Origin of the sequence: Bradyrhizobium genosp. L (assembly GCF_015624485.1) — a bacterium.
Lineage (GTDB): Bacteria > Pseudomonadota > Alphaproteobacteria > Rhizobiales > Xanthobacteraceae > Bradyrhizobium.
Genome location: NZ_CP061378.1, coordinates 4,824,735 through 4,839,442 on the forward strand (window position 1 = coordinate 4,824,735; position 14,708 = coordinate 4,839,442).

Annotated in this window: 13 protein-coding genes; 9 read left to right on the forward strand and 4 right to left on the reverse strand. The window is 65.6% G+C overall.

Going from position 1 to position 14,708, the window contains the following annotated elements; all coding sequences use genetic code 11:
- Positions 1 to 45: 45 nt before the first annotated feature.
- Positions 46 to 1,644: an ABC transporter substrate-binding protein gene (locus IC762_RS23000; RefSeq protein WP_195784495.1), complete on the reverse strand. Its 1,599-nt coding sequence runs from the start codon at positions 1,642 to 1,644 to the stop codon at positions 46 to 48.
- A 265-nt stretch (positions 1,645 to 1,909) separates the two neighbouring features.
- Here IC762_RS23000 and IC762_RS23005 point away from each other — a divergent pair, with 265 nt between their 5' ends.
- The 9 genes from IC762_RS23005 to IC762_RS23045 all read left to right on the forward strand — a co-directional run bounded on the left by IC762_RS23005 (position 1,910) and on the right by IC762_RS23045 (position 12,661).
- Entirely contained in the window at positions 1,910 to 3,040 is a 1,131-nt protein-coding gene (locus IC762_RS23005) for a M20/M25/M40 family metallo-hydrolase (protein WP_195784496.1), read from the forward strand.
- A gap of 147 nt (positions 3,041 to 3,187) precedes the next feature.
- Positions 3,188 to 4,132: an ABC transporter permease gene (locus IC762_RS23010; protein ID WP_195784497.1), complete on the forward strand. Its 945-nt coding sequence runs from the start codon at positions 3,188 to 3,190 to the stop codon at positions 4,130 to 4,132.
- 3 nt (positions 4,133 to 4,135) lie between these two features.
- Entirely contained in the window at positions 4,136 to 5,023 is an 888-nt protein-coding gene (locus tag IC762_RS23015) for an ABC transporter permease (protein WP_195784498.1), read from the forward strand.
- Positions 5,020 to 6,675: an ABC transporter ATP-binding protein gene (locus IC762_RS23020; protein WP_195784499.1), complete on the forward strand. Its 1,656-nt coding sequence runs from the start codon at positions 5,020 to 5,022 to the stop codon at positions 6,673 to 6,675. Before IC762_RS23015 ends, IC762_RS23020 begins: the two co-directional genes overlap by 4 nt.
- A gap of 195 nt (positions 6,676 to 6,870) precedes the next feature.
- Positions 6,871 to 8,391: a M81 family metallopeptidase gene (locus IC762_RS23025; protein WP_195784500.1), complete on the forward strand. Its 1,521-nt coding sequence runs from the start codon at positions 6,871 to 6,873 to the stop codon at positions 8,389 to 8,391.
- Between the two features lie 6 nt (positions 8,392 to 8,397).
- Complete coding sequence (locus IC762_RS23030; protein ID WP_195784501.1) at positions 8,398 to 9,570, forward strand: M20 aminoacylase family protein; 1,173 nt, start codon at positions 8,398 to 8,400, stop codon at positions 9,568 to 9,570.
- Positions 9,563 to 10,981, forward strand: coding sequence for an amidase (locus tag IC762_RS23035; protein ID WP_195784502.1), 1,419 nt, complete (start codon positions 9,563 to 9,565; stop codon positions 10,979 to 10,981). Before IC762_RS23030 ends, IC762_RS23035 begins: the two co-directional genes overlap by 8 nt.
- Positions 10,982 to 11,099: 118 nt before the next feature.
- Positions 11,100 to 11,990 (forward strand): crotonase/enoyl-CoA hydratase family protein, encoded by an 891-nt coding sequence (locus tag IC762_RS23040; protein ID WP_195784503.1) that lies wholly within the window; start codon positions 11,100 to 11,102, stop codon positions 11,988 to 11,990.
- 23 nt (positions 11,991 to 12,013) lie between these two features.
- Positions 12,014 to 12,661: an esterase/lipase family protein gene (locus tag IC762_RS23045; RefSeq protein WP_195790249.1), complete on the forward strand. Its 648-nt coding sequence runs from the start codon at positions 12,014 to 12,016 to the stop codon at positions 12,659 to 12,661.
- Between the two features lie 80 nt (positions 12,662 to 12,741).
- Here IC762_RS23045 and IC762_RS23050 read toward each other — a convergent pair whose 3' ends face one another.
- From IC762_RS23050 to IC762_RS23060, 3 genes are all read right to left on the reverse strand, one after another.
- Positions 12,742 to 12,960 carry a hypothetical protein gene (locus IC762_RS23050; protein WP_195784504.1) on the reverse strand — a complete coding sequence of 73 codons (219 nt, stop codon included), beginning with the start codon at positions 12,958 to 12,960 and terminating at the stop codon, positions 12,742 to 12,744.
- Positions 12,961 to 13,053: 93 nt separating this feature from the next.
- Positions 13,054 to 14,028: an NADPH:quinone oxidoreductase family protein gene (locus IC762_RS23055; RefSeq protein ID WP_195784505.1), complete on the reverse strand. Its 975-nt coding sequence runs from the start codon at positions 14,026 to 14,028 to the stop codon at positions 13,054 to 13,056.
- The gene (locus IC762_RS23060) at positions 14,028 to 14,639 is read right to left on the reverse strand and encodes a 2-hydroxychromene-2-carboxylate isomerase (RefSeq protein ID WP_195784506.1); all 612 of its coding nucleotides are present in this window, start codon (positions 14,637 to 14,639) and stop codon (positions 14,028 to 14,030) included. The genes IC762_RS23055 and IC762_RS23060 overlap by 1 nt, the downstream gene beginning before the upstream one ends.
- Positions 14,640 to 14,708 lie beyond the last annotated feature (69 nt).

Below are 14,708 nucleotides of genomic sequence, written 5' to 3' on the forward strand. Positions count from 1 at the left end.
CCGGGCGATGCCCGGCCATTTTGTTTAGCGGCGGCAGCTCGTGCCCTACTCCGACTTGTCGATATTCCAGAAGATCGGCGTAGCCGGACCGTCGAGCACCCCGGTCAGCGACTTCCGCCACGCGCTCGGCACCGTGTACTGGCCGAGCGGAATGTAGATCACCTGGTCGTAAGCCTCGGTCTGGATCTCGGTAGCGATCTTCTTCTTTTCTTCGGCGGAGCCGGCACGCGCGAACTTGTCGCGCAGCTCCTCGATCTTGGCGTCCTCGGCCCAGCCGAACCAGCCGCTCTTCTGTCCCATCCCGGTGATCGAGGCGTTGACGATCGGATCGGAGACGTCGGCAGCGACCCAGTTGGTGAAGAACATGTTCCAGCCGCCCTCCTTCGGCGACTTGCGGCTGGCGCGGCGGGTGACCACGGTCTGCCAGTCGGTCGCCTGCAGATCGACCTTGAAGCCGGCGTCGCGCAGCTGCTGCGCCACGACGATCGGCTGGGCCTTCAGCGTGGTGACGTCGCCCGGCGCCATGATCACGACCGGGGTGCCGTCATAGCCCGAAGCAGCGAGCTCCTTCTTGGCCTCGGCCATGCCGTTGCCCTTGATCAGCGTCTCGGCGCCGACATCAGTCGCGAGCGGCGTGCCGCAGACGAAGAAGGCGCCGCAGATCTGCTGGTACTTGGCGTTGCCGACCAGCGCGTCGAGCACGTCCTTCTGATTCATCGCCAGGAAGGCGGCGCGACGAACCTTCACATTGTCGAAGGGCGGATACATGAAGTTCATGCGTCCGAGGGTCTGGAAGCCGAACTTGTTGAGCACGTCGATCTTGAGGTCCGGATTGGCCTCCAGCACAGGCAGCATGTCGAACGGAAGGTTCTCCATGAAGTCGATGTCGCCGGACTGCAACGCGTTCACCGCGGTCTGCGCGTCGGCCATCGTGATCCATTCGACGCGATCGACCTTGACGACCTTGCCGCCCGCGGTCCAGCTCGCCGGCTCCTTGCGCGGCACATAGTCCTTGTTCTTCTCATAGACCGCCTTCACGCCCGGCTGGAATTCGCTGGCGACGAACTTGAACGGGCCGGAGCCGATCTGCTCGGGGATCGGCTTGTCCGGCGGCGTCTCGGCAAGACGCTTCGGCATCATGAACGGCACGCGCGACGACGGCTTGCCGATCGATTCCAGCACCAGGCCGTAGGGCTCCTTCAGCTTCAGCGTGATGGTCTTGGCGTCGGTCGCCTCCAGGCTCTTGATGAAGTCGAACAGCTTCTGGCCCATGCCATCGACCTTGCCCCAGCGCTGCAGCGAGGCGACGCAGTCTTCCGCGGTGACCGGCGTGCCGTCATGCCACTTCAGGCCGTCGCGCAGCGTGAACGTATAGGTCAGCTTGTCGTCGGAGACCTTCCAGTCCGCCATCTGCGGCTGGATCTTGAAATTCGAATCGGTCGCCAGCAGCGTGTCGTAGACCATGTAGCCGTGATCGCGGCTGATATAGGCCGTGGTCATGATTGGATCGATGACGCGCAGATCGGAGTGCATCACCGCGGTGATGGTCTTGCCCGCGGCCATCACCGGCGGCGCAAACGACAGCGCGAGCGCAGCCAGCGCAGCCGCGAGCGTGCGGCGCTTCCAACGCGAGATAGGGGACATGCAAATCTCTCCTGACGTGAAACTGGTCAAAGCCGGCTTATTCGTTATGCACGCGGTTCGTTATTTAGGCGAACTAACATGCTGTATGGCTTGCGAAATCGAGACTTACATCAAGCGCAATGCGCGTCAATCGGTTTCGGGCGCGATCAAACGTATACGAATGAATGAGCAACGACCGCAGCGCAATTGACTTTACAAACTCGTCGCCTGAGTTTTTCGTACGCGCGCGCAGCCGACGCACGCCGAACAACAAGAGAGAAAAGACATGAACCCAGCCAATCTCCCTTTTGACTCCGAAGTGATGCTGCAGGGGCTGCGAAGCTGGGTGGAGTGCGAAAGCCCGACCTGGGATGCGAAAGCGGTCGAACGCATGCTCGATCTCGCCGCGCGCGAGATGGCGATCATGGGTGCGACGATCGAGCGCATCGCCGGACGCCAGGGTTTTGCCGGCTGTGTCCGCGCCCGCTTCCCTCACCCGAGGCAGGGCCAGCCCGGCATCCTGATCGCCGGCCATCTCGACACCGTGCATCCGGTCGGCACCATCGAGAAGCTGGCCTGGCGTCGCGAGGGCAACAAGTGCTTCGGCCCCGGCATCTTCGACATGAAGGGCGGCAACTATCTGTCGCTGGAGGCGATCAGGCAATTGGCGCGTGCGTCCTTCACGACGCCGCTGCCGATCACCGTGCTGTTCACACCGGATGAGGAGGTCGGCACGCCGTCGACCCGCGACATCATCGAGGCGGAGGCCGCGCGCAACAAATATGTGCTGGTGCCGGAGCCGGGCCGGCCGAACAACGGCGTGGTCACCGGCCGCTACGCGATCGCGCGCTTCAATCTCGAAGCGATCGGCAAGCCGAGCCATGCCGGCGCGACGCTCTCCTCCGGCCGCTCCGCGATCAAGGAGATGGCGCGCCAGATCCTGGCCATCGACGCCATGACCACCGAGGACTGCACGTTCTCGGTCGGCATCGTGCATGGCGGCCAATGGGTCAATTGCGTCGCGACCACCTGCACGGGCGAAGCGCTCAGCATGGCCAAACGCCAGGCCGATCTCGATCGCGGCGTCGAGCGCATGCTGGCGCTGTCGGGCACGGCCAACGACGTCACCTTCAAGGTGACGCGCGGCGTCACCCGTCCGGTGTGGGAGCCGGATGCCGGCACGATGGCGCTGTACGAAAAGGCAAAGCGCCTCGCGGCGGCGATGGGCCTCGATCTGCCGCATGGCAGCGCCGGCGGCGGCTCCGACGGCAACTTCACCGGCGCGATGGGCATCCCCACTCTCGACGGCCTTGGCGTGCGCGGCGCCGATGCGCACACGTTGAACGAACATATCGAAGTCGACAGCCTCGCCGAGCGCGGCCGCCTGATGGCGGCGCTGCTGGCGACGCTGGAATAGCGCGATCGTGGAATATCGCGGCGGCAGGAATGATCATCGCCCCGCCGGTTAGCTGCACCGCAAAAATCGCGGCCACGATGGCATGGGACTTGCTGAGGTGCTACCGTCCCCGCGGGACGTCATCGACCACAATCCAACGGAGCGAATTTGCTCGGCTATCTCCTTCGCCGCATCCTTGCCGCCATTCCGACGATGGGCGTGGTCGCGTTGTTCGTGTTCCTGTTGCTGCGGCTCACCCCCGGCGATCCCGCGGCGATCCTGGCCGGCGACAATGCGACGCCGGAGCAGCTTGATCGCATCCGCGCCTCGCTCGGCCTCAACGAGCCGATCTACATCCAGTTCTACACCTGGGTCGCCAAGCTGCTGCACGGCGACCTCGGCGTCTCCCTGATCTCGAACAAGCCGATCCTCGAGATGATCGGCCCGCGCCTCGAGCCGTCGATTTCAGTCGCGCTGGCCACCATCATCCTCTCGATCGTGGTCGCGGTGCCGCTTGGCGTGATCGCGGCGTGGAAGCACGGCACCTGGATCGACCGCTGCGTGATGGGGCTGTCGGTGCTCGGCTTCTCGGTTCCGGTGTTCGTGATCGGCTATGTGCTGATCCAGGTGTTCGCGATCTATCCCTTCCGCTGGGTGCCGGTGCAGGGCTTCAAGAGCATCTCGGCCGGCTTCGGTCCGTTCTTCGAGCGCCTCATCCTGCCGACCTGCACCCTCTCCTTCATCTATGTCGCGCTGATCGCGCGCATGACGCGCGCCTCGATGCTCGACGTGCTGGGTGAAGACTATGTGCGCACGGCGCGCGCCAAGGGCATCGGCGAGACCGGCGTGCTGTTGCGCCACGCGCTGCGCAACGCCGCAGTGCCCGTCATCACCGTGATCGGCTCCGGCTTCGCGCTGTTGATCTCGGGGGTGGTCGTCACCGAAAGCGTGTTCAACCTGCCCGGCATCGGCCGCCTCACCGTCGATGCGGTGCTGGCGCGCGACTATCCGGTGATCCAGGCCATGATCCTGCTCACGTCGGGCATTTATGTCGGGGTCAATCTCTTGATCGACGTTGCCTACACCCTGCTCGATCCTCGTATCCGGTACTGAGCGATGGCGATCGATACCATTCCCGAATCCTCGATGTCAGTCACCCGGCCGTTCCGCGTCAGGCTCGGCTTCCTGACGTCGACGCCGATCATCGCGGTGGCGACGATCTGCCTCGCCCTCATCATCCTGATGGCGATCTTCGCGCCGCTGCTGGCGCCGCACGATCCGCTGCTGCTGACCCCGGCGCAGCGGCTGAAGCCGGCGAGTGCGCAATATCTGCTCGGCACCGACGCCTTCGGCCGCGACCTGCTGTCGCGCGTCATCTACGGCGCGCGGATCTCGCTGGTGATCGGGCTGGGAGCTGCCGTCTGCTCGATCGCCATCGGCCTGCTGATCGGCCTCGTCTCCGGCTTCTTCCGCTGGGTCGATGCGGTGATGATGCGGGTGATGGACGGGTTGATGGCGATCCCCGCCATCCTGCTTGCGATCGCCGTGGTGTCGCTCTCCGGCGCCGGCATCTGGACCGTGATGATCGCGATCACGATTCCCGAAATCCCGCGGGTGGCGCGGCTGGTGCGCTCGGTGGTGCTGACCGCCCGCGAGGAGCCCTATGTCGAGGCCGCGATCTCGGTCGGCTCCAGCCTGCCCAAGATCATGTGGCGGCATCTGATGCCGAACACGATCGCGCCGCTGATCGTGCAAGGCACCTACGTTTGCGCCTCCGCGATCCTGACCGAGGCGATCCTGTCCTTCCTCGGCGCCGGCATCTCGCCGGAAACGCCGACCTGGGGCAACATCATGGCCGAAGGCCGCTCCTATTTTCAGATCAAGCCGACACTGATCTTCTGGCCAGGACTGCTGCTCTCGATCGCCATCCTCAGCATCAATCTGATCGGCGACGCCGCCCGCGACGCGCTCGATCCCCGCATGAAGCAGCGTGAGGGCAAGTGACCACAGCCAATTCAAGCAACGTCGTCCTCGACATCAACAACCTCGTCGTCGGACTCGGCCGCAAGGCGGACGCGCCGCGCATCATCGACGACCTCTCCCTACAGGTGCGCGAAGGCGAGACGCTGTGCCTGGTCGGCGAGAGCGGCTCGGGCAAGTCGGTGACCTCACTCACCGTCATGGGCCTGCAGCAGAAGGGCATGCTGGTGCCCTTGGCCGGCAGCGTCAAGCTGGTCGGCGAGGAACTGCTGACGGCCACCGACCGCCGCTTAAGGCAATTGCGCGCGACGCGGATGGCGATGATCTTCCAGGAGCCGATGACCGCGCTCAATCCGGTGGTGCATGTCGGCCGCCAGATCGACGAGGTACTGCGCGCCCATACCGATCTCGACGCCCGCGCCCGCCGCCAGAAGATCCTTGCGATGATGGAGCATGTGCGACTGCCGGACGTCGAGCGCATCTTCGCCTCCTACCCGCACAGGCTGTCGGGCGGGCAACGCCAGCGCATCATGATCGCGATGGCGCTGGTGCTCGAACCGAAGCTCCTGATCGCGGACGAGCCGACCACTGCGCTCGACGTGACCACGCAGAAGCAGATCCTCACGCTGATCCGCGACCTGCAGCGCGATCACGGCACCGCGGTGCTGTTCATCACCCACGACATGGGCGTGGTGGCCGAGATCGCCGATCGCGTCGCGGTGATGCGGCACGGCCGGTTGGTCGAGACCGGCCCGCTGCAGGACGTGCTGCGCAATCCCACGATGGATTACACCCGCAACCTGCTGTCCTCGGTGCCGAGCCTTGTGCCACGCCTGCCGCGCGAGGAGAGCAAGGAACCGGTGGTGCTGGAAGCCAACGAGCTCAGCAAGATCTATCGGGAGCGGTCGCTGTTCGGCAAGCCGCGCGAGGTCGCCGCAGCCAGCAACGTCACCCTCACCTTGCGCAAGGGCCGCACGCTCGGCATCGTCGGCGAAAGCGGCTCCGGCAAATCAACGGTGGCGCGCTGCATCGTGCGCCTGATCGATCCGACCTCCGGCGGCGTGCGCCTGGTCGGCCGCGAGATCTCCGGTCTGTCGCGACGGCTGCTGCAGCCGCATCGCAAGAAGATCCAGATGATCTTCCAGGACCCCTACCGCTCGCTCAATCCGCGCGTCACGGTCGGCGAGAGCATCGCGGAGGGCCCGATCAATTACGGCATGCCGCGCAGGGATGCGCTGGCGAGGGCCCGCGAGCTGCTCGAGCTGGTGCATCTGCCGCCCGACGCCATCTCGCGCTTTCCGCACCAGTTCTCCGGCGGCCAGCGCCAGCGCATCGCGATCGCCCGCGCACTGGCGCTCGACCCCGACGTGCTGGTGGCCGACGAGGCCGTCTCCGCGCTCGACGTTTCGGTGCAGGCGCAGGTGCTCGATCTGCTCGACGAAATCCAGAAGCGGCTGGGTATCGCGCTGCTCTTCATCACCCATGATTTGCGGGTCGCGGCCCAGATATGCGACGACGTCGCCGTGATGCAGCATGGCCGCGTCGTGGAACAGGGACTGGCCGCGGAAGTGCTGACCAATCCGCAGCAGGCCTACACCCGCGCGCTGCTGGACGCGGCTCCGGGGCGCGGCTGGGACTTTGCCAATTTCCGTCCGGTTTCGGAGGCCGCGGAGTAGCGCGTCCGACAAAAGTATGTAGCCCGGATGCAGCGAAGCGAAATCCGGGTTACGGATGTGGCGAGAATCCGAGCCACCTCCGACGCCCATAGGGCATGCAAATCCGGCAGTGCTCCACGCCTTGCGCTTGGCGCGACGACACGCTTAACGTCGCCGGCCAAGACTGTACGAGCAAGACTGTACCGAGATCGCTTGATGACCCGCATCGCCGTTGGCGCCTTCCTGCACGAGACCAACACCTTCGCGCCGACGAAGGCCACCTATGATGACTTCGTGCACGGTGGCGGCTGGCCGTCGATGACGCATGGCGCCGGCGTGCTCAAGGTCATGCGCAAGATCAATGCCGGCCTCGCCGGCTTTGTCGAGGCAGCGGAAGCCGATGGCTGGGAATTGGTCCCGACGGTTGCGGCCGGCGCGACCCCGTCGGCGCATGTGACAAAGGACGCCTTCGAGCGGATCGTGACGGAGATCGTCGACGGCATCGCCGCGGCCGGGCCGATCGACGCGGTCTATCTCGACCTGCATGGCGCGATGGTGACCGAGCACCATGACGACGGCGAAGGCGAAATCCTCGCCCGCGTGCGCAAGGTGATCGGCAAGGATTTGCCGCTGGTCGCGAGCCTCGACCTGCACGCCAACGTCTCGCCCGGGATGATCGAACATGCCGACGCGCTGATCGCCTACCGCACCTATCCGCATGTCGACATGGCCGACACCGGCCGCGCCTGCGCCAGGCATCTGGCCTTGCTGCTCAAGTCCGGACAGCGCCTCGCAAAGGCGTTCCGGCAGCTACCGTTCCTGATCCCGATCAGCTGGCAGTGCACCAACGACCAGCCGGCCAAGGGCATCTATCAGAAGCTCGCGGCGCTGGAGAGCGACGCGGTTCCGACGCTCTCGTTTGCCTTCGGCTTCCCGGCCGCGGACTTCCATGACTGCGGCCCGAGCGTGTTCGCCTATGGCCGGACCCAGGCCGATGCCGATGCGGCCGCCGACAGCATTGCCGCCTTGGTCGAGCGCCATGAGAACGATTTTGACGGACGTATCTACTCACCTGACGAGGGCGTCCGACATGCCATGGAACTGGCGAGATCGGCCGCAAAGCCGATCGTCATCGCCGACACCCAAGACAATCCCGGCGCCGGCGGCGATTCCGACACCACCGGCATGCTGCGCGCGCTGGTGCGCAACGGCGCAAGCGGCGCCACCGGCGCGATCTGCGATCCACAGTCGGCCAAGGCGGCGCATGCGGCCGGCGTCGGTGCGACCGTGACGCTCGATCTCGGCGGCAAGTCGGGCATTCCCGGCGACGCGCCGTATCGGGAGACCTTCGTCGTGGAGAAACTCTCGGACGGCAAGTTCGTCGCGCCGGGCCCGTTCTACGGCGGCCGCGACATGGACATGGGCCCGTCGGCCTGCCTCCGCATCGGCGATATCAGGGTCGTCGTCGCCTCCTACAAGGCCCAGCTCGCCGACCAGGCGATGTACCGCTATGTCGGCATCGAACCTTTGGCGCAGAAGATCCTGGTCAACAAGAGCTCGGTGCATTTCCGCGCCGACTTCGAGCCGATCGCCGAAAAGCTCTTGATCTGTGCCGCGCCGGGCGCAATGCCGGCGGATCCGGCATCGCTGCCCTGGAAACATTTGCGTCCCGGCATTCGTATCAAGCCAAACGGCCCCGTTTTCACGCCCACCTCCGCATCTCGCAGCAAGGGATAAAGAAAAATGCCCACAATCGAACGCATCGACAGCTTTGCCGACGAGCTCACCGCGATCAGGCGGGACTTGCATGCGCATCCCGAGATCGGCTTCGAGGAGGTCCGCACCTCCGGCATCGTCGCCGAGAAGCTCTCGAGCTGGGGCATCGAGGTGCATCGCGGCCTCGGCCGCACCGGTGTGGTCGGCGTGCTCAAGGGCAAGGGCAACGGCACCAAGAAGATCGGCCTGCGCGCCGACATGGACGCGCTGCCGATGGAGGAGAACACCAATCTGAAGTGGCGCTCGACCATTCCGGGCCGCTTCCACGGCTGCGGCCATGACGGCCACACCACGATGCTGCTCGGCACCGCGCGCTATCTCGCCGAGACGCGCAATTTCGACGGCACCGTGCATTTCATCTTCCAGCCCGCCGAGGAAGGCCTCGGTGGCGCGCGCGAGATGATCAAGGACGGGCTGTTCCAGCAGTTCCCTTGCGACGAGGTCTATGGCCTGCACAATGCGCCCGATCTCAACCACGGCGAGATCGCGATCCTGCCGGGCCCGGCGATGGCCGCCGCCGATTTCTTCGACATCAAGATTCACGGCTACGGCGCCCATGGCGCGATGCCGGAGCGATCCAAGGACGCCGTGGTGATCGCAACCACGGTCGCCCAGGCGCTGCAGAGCATCGTCAGCCGCAACGTCGATCCGCTGCAGGCTGCGGTGCTGTCGATCACTCAGATCCACGCCGGCTCGGCCTACAACGTCATCCCCGGCGAGGCCTGGCTGTGCGGCACCGTGCGCACCTTCTCCGACGATATCCGCAAGCTGATCGCCAAGCGGATGCGCGCGGTCTGCGCCGGCATGGCCGCGACGTTCGACGTCGAGATCGAGGTCGATATCCGCGACACGTTCAGCGTGCTGGTGAACCAGGAGGAGCAATCCCGCGTGGTCGAGGAAGTCGCCCGCACCGTCGTCGATCCCGCCAAGGTCATCACCCGCTCGACGCCGAAGATGGGCAGCGAGGATTTCGCCGACATGATGCAGGCTATTCCGGGCGCCTATTTCTGGGTCGGTCATGACGGCTCGGTGCCCGTGCACAATCCCGGTTACGTTCTCGACGACAAGATCCTGCCGATCGGCGCCAGCATGTTCGCCCGCATCATCGAGAAACGTCTCCCGGTAGGTGCCCATGCATAAGCCGAAACAGGACACCATCACTTCGCTGCACGATCTCTCCGCCGTCGACCTGCTCGCCGGCTATCGTGCCAAGCAGTTCTCGCCGTCGGAGGTCATCGAAGAGGTCATCGCCCATGTCGCGAGCTGGGAGCCGCACATCAAGGCGCTCTATCTCTACGACCCGGATGGAGCACGGAAAGTCGCGAAGATCTCGACCGAACGCTGGCAGCAGGGCGAGCCGGCCGGCACGCTCGACGGCGTTCCCGTCACCATCAAGGACAATGTCGCCACCAAAGGCCAGCCGGTGCCGCTCGGCGCGGCGAGCGTCAAGCTGACGCCGGCCGAGAAGGATGCGCCGCCGGCAGCGCGGCTGCGCGAAGCAGGCACTGTGATCTTCGCCAAGACCACGATGCCTGACTACGGCATGCTGTCATCGGGGCTGTCCTCGTTCCATCCCCTCACCCGCAATCCCTGGGATGTCGGCAAGAACCCCGGCGGCTCCAGCGCCGGCGCGGGCGCCGCCGGTGCGGCCGGCTACGGGCCGTTGCATCTCGGCACCGATATCGGCGGCTCGGTGCGGCTGCCGGCGTGCTGGTGCGGCCTCGCCGCGCTGAAGCCGAGCCTCGGGCGCGTTCCGATCGATCCGCCCTATGTCGGCCGCGTCGCCGGCCCGATGACCCGCACCGTCGACGACGCGGCGCTGATGATGAGCGTGCTGTCGCGTCCGGATCGCCGCGACGGCATGAGCCTGCCGGCGCTCGAGGTGAACTGGAAGGCACTGGAGAAATCGCCGCGCAAGCTGCGCATCGGGCTGATGCTCGATGCCGGCGCCGGCCAAAAGGTCGAGAAGGAGGTGCGCGAGGTCGTCGTCAAGGCGGCGAAGGCGTTCGAATCCGCCGGCGCCGTGATCACCGAGATCGACCCCATCCTGACGCCTGACATGCTCGCGGGCATCGACAGCTTCTTCCGCGCCCGGACCTGGGACGAGCTGTCGAAACTGTCGCAGGCCGACCGCGAGAAGACCCTGCCCTATATCCTGAACTGGGCCGAGGCCGGCGCCAGGCTTTCCGGCGTCGACGTGATCCGCGGCTTCAACCAGACCATGGCGATCCGTGCCGCGGCGGCAAAGCTGTTCTGCGAGATCGACTATCTGATCTCGCCGGTGTCGCCGGTGGTCAATTTCCCGGCGGAGTTCGCAGCGCCGCTCAACGATCCCCAAAAGCCGTTCGAGCACATCTGCTTTACCGTGCCGTGGAATATGTCGGAGAACCCGGCGCTGTCGATCAACGGCGGCTACGACAAGAAGGGCTTTCCGATCGGCGTCCAGATCATCGGCCGCCGCTTCGACGACGTCGGCGTGCTCGGCATGGGCAAGGCCTTCGAGGCGCTGCGCGGCCCGCAGAAGCCGTGGCCGACGCCGCCGAAGAGGTAGTATTGCCCCTTTCCGAATCGTCCTGCGCGGGCTCGACCCGCGCATCCATCTTCTTCATAAGGGATGGATTGCCGGGTCAAGCCCGGCAATGACGAATGGATAAAAGGAAGGAAACCCCATGGCGTATGAGACGATCAAGTACGAGGTCGCCGAGCAGATTCTCACCATCACGCTAAACCGGCCCGACAAGCTCAACGCCTTCAACGCCACGATGCAGCAGGAGCTGATCGATGCGTTCGACAAGGCCGATCAGGACGACGACGTCAGGGCCATCATCGTCACCGGCGCGGGCCGCGGCTTCTGCGCCGGCGCCGATCTCTCCTCCGGCGCCGATACCTTCGATCGCGACGCGCGGCGCGGCCCGGTGAAGCGCAAGGCCGACGGCAGCGTCGATTATTCTGATCCGCAGGTGCGAGACGGCGGCGGCCAGGTGACGCTGCGCATCTTCAAATCGCTGAAGCCGGTGATCGCGGCGGTGAACGGCCCTGCGGTGGGCATCGGCGTCACCATGCAGCTTGCGATGGACATCCGCATCGCCTCCGAGGCCGCGCGCTTCGGCTTCGTGTTCTCGCAGCGCGGCATCGTGCCGGAGGCCGCCTCGAGCTGGTTCCTGCCGCGCATCGTCGGCATCTCGCAGGCGCTGGAATGGTGCTACAGCGGCCGCGTGTTCCCGGCGCAGGAGGCGCTCGCCGGGCGGCTCGTCAGCAAGGTGGTGCCGCCGGACGATCTGCTGCCGACCGCGCGCGCGCTCGCCAGGGAGTTCGCAGCCAAGACCGCGCCGGTATCGGTGGCGCTGATCCGCCAGATGATGTGGCGGATGATGGGCGCCGACGATCCGATGGAGGCGCACAAGGTGGACAGCCGCGGCATCTATGCCCGCGGCCGCTCCGACGACGTCAAGGAAGGCGTGGTGTCGTTCCTGGAGAAGCGCCCCGCGCAGTTCAAGAACAAGGTGTCGTCGGATATGCCCGACTATTTTCCGTGGTGGCAGGAGCGCGAGTATAAGTGAGCGCACAGCCGGCCTCGGCGCCAATGCGTGACGGCGTGGTCATGCTGCATGGCATTGCCGGGGCGGCGCGCCTGTTGCGCAGGATGGAGCTGGCGCTCGAGGCCACCGGGTTCACCACGCTCAATCTCGATTACGACAGCCGGCGGAAGTCACTGGGCACGCTTGCCGAGGACATCCATCCGGCTGTCGATCTGTTCGCGGGCGGCCTCGACGGCTCGGTCCATTTCGTTTGCCATTCGATGGGGGGCCTGCTCGCCCGCGCCTATCTGGCGCGGCATCGCCCCGCGCGGCTCGGCCGCGTCGTGATGCTGGGCACGCCGAACGGCGGTAGCGAAATCGCCGATCGCCTGCAGCATATCCGCGCTTATCGCGCCCTGTTCGGACCGGCGGGGCAACAGCTCGTCACGCTGCGCGATGCCACCACCGCGGCGCTGCTGCCGCAGGTCGACTATCCGATCGGCGTCATCGCCGGCAGCCGCTCGGTCTATCCGATTACCTCGATCCCGCTGCCGCGGCCGCATGACGGCCGGGTATCGGTGGCCAAAACCAGACTCGATGGCATGGCCGATCACATCGTGATCCGCACCTCGCATCCCTGGCTGGTGCGCCACCGCGGATCGATCGCACAGACGATCGCGTTTTTGCGGGATGGGAAGTTCCGGCATTCGTAGGGTGGATTAGCGAAGCGTAATCCACCGCCGTTCGCCCGACATGCGGCGGGTTACGCTTCGCTAACCCGCCCTACGCACCCTTAAGCGGATTCGATCTTCGCGGCCGGCTTGGCGGCTTCGCGCGCGAGCTCCAGCGCGCGCCTGGCGACGGCGAGGCCGTGCTTGAAGTCATCGAATGACTGCTGCTCGCCGTTCCGCTGGCCGGCCCTGTTCAAGAGGTTGCCGAACAACGTCCCGAACAGGCCGCTCAGCCTGTCCTTGTAGGCTTCGTCAATGGCCTTGGCTTCCAAGTCCTTCATGTCCTGGTCCACGATCCTGACCTCCGGCTTCGACTGCCGGATTATCGACCGCAAAACCAATGGCTGCAATATGCGAGACGATCAACCAATGGATCATCGCATCAGCAACGCCACCCGCCCGATCGCCTTGCGCTCGATCAGCAACCGCATCGCCTTGGCATAATCCTCGAGCGGCAGCCGGTGCGAGATATTCGGCCGCACGCGGCCCTCCTCGGCCCATTCGCTCAGCACCTTGAACCTGACCTCGCCGAGCGCGGGATCCTTGCGCACCGCCTCGCCGGCGCGAACGCCGAGCACGCTGGCGCCCTTGATCATCAGGAGATTGGTGCGGGCAAGCCCGATGCCGCCGGTGAAGCCGACGACCAGTATCCGCGCGCCCCAGTTGATGCAGCGCATCGAGTTCTCGAACACCTCACCGCCGACCGGATCGAACACCACGTCCGCGCCACGGCCGTCGGTGAGACGCTTGACGACGTCGCGGAATGGCTCGCGGGCGTAGAGCAGGAGGTGATCGGCGCCGCGCGCTTTCGCGATCGCGAGCTTCTCCTCGGACGACGCTGCCGCGATCACGGTGGCGCCGAGCAGCTTGCCGATTTCGACCGCGGCCAGCCCCACCCCGCCGCCGGCGCCATGCACCAACAACACCTCGCCCGGCTTGATCTGGCCGCGATCGATCAGCGCGTGGTAGGCCGTGCCATGCGCGGCAAGGAAGGTCGCACCCTCCGCATAGTCGAAGGTCGAGGGCACCGGCACGAGTTGCGATGCCGTCACGACCGCCTCGTCGCAATAGGCGCCGAAGCGCATCTTGACGATGACCTTGTCGCCGACCGCAACACCCTTGGCATCGCTGACCTCGACGACATCACCGGCGGCTTCCGATCCCGGCGTGAATGGCAGCGGCGGCTTGAGCTGGTACTCGCCGGCGGCCATCAGGACATCAGGGAAATTGATCCCGGCGGCGCGGATCGCAACCCGCACCTCGCCCGGCTTCAATGGGGCCGAAGCAAAGCTCTCCAGCTGCAGACGCTCGGGCGGCCCGAGCTCGCGACAGACGACGGCTTTCGGCATCAGGCCGCGCTCGCCTTGCCGCGCGCCAACACCTCGCGGATCAGTGGCAGGCGGTCATTGCCGAAATACATGTCGGTCTTGTTGATGAAGATGGTCGGCGAGCCGAAGCCGCCGCGCGCCATCACCTCATCGGTATTGGCCTTGAGCTGGTCCTTGATCGCCTGATCACTGATGCCGGCAAAGAACTTTGCCGGATCGATCCCGACCTTGGCGCAGATCTCGGTCAGCACGGCATCCTGCGAGATGTCCTTGTCGTCGCCCCAATAGGCCTCGAAGGCCGCGCGCGCGAACGGCACCATCTGCTCATTGCCGAGCCAGATACAGCCGCGCATCGCCTTGACGCTGTTCACCGGAAACACGATCGGCGGCATCTTGATCGCAAGCCCCGCCGAGCGCGCCCAGTCGGCGAGATCCTTCTTCATGTAGCGCGCCTTCAGCGGCACCGGCGTCTCGCGCTGGGCGTAGACCGACGGATTGACGGTGTTGAAGATGCCGCCGACCAGGATCGGCCGCCAGGTGACGGGAGCACCGAACTCCTTCGCCAACGGCTGGATGTTGTGCCAGGCGAGATAGGTCCAGGGGCTGGAGCAGTCGAAGAAGAATTCGATCATGGCGTTTCCTTTGTTTGCTCATTCAATCTCGTCATTCCGGGGCGCGCCGCTTGGCGCGAGCCCGGAATC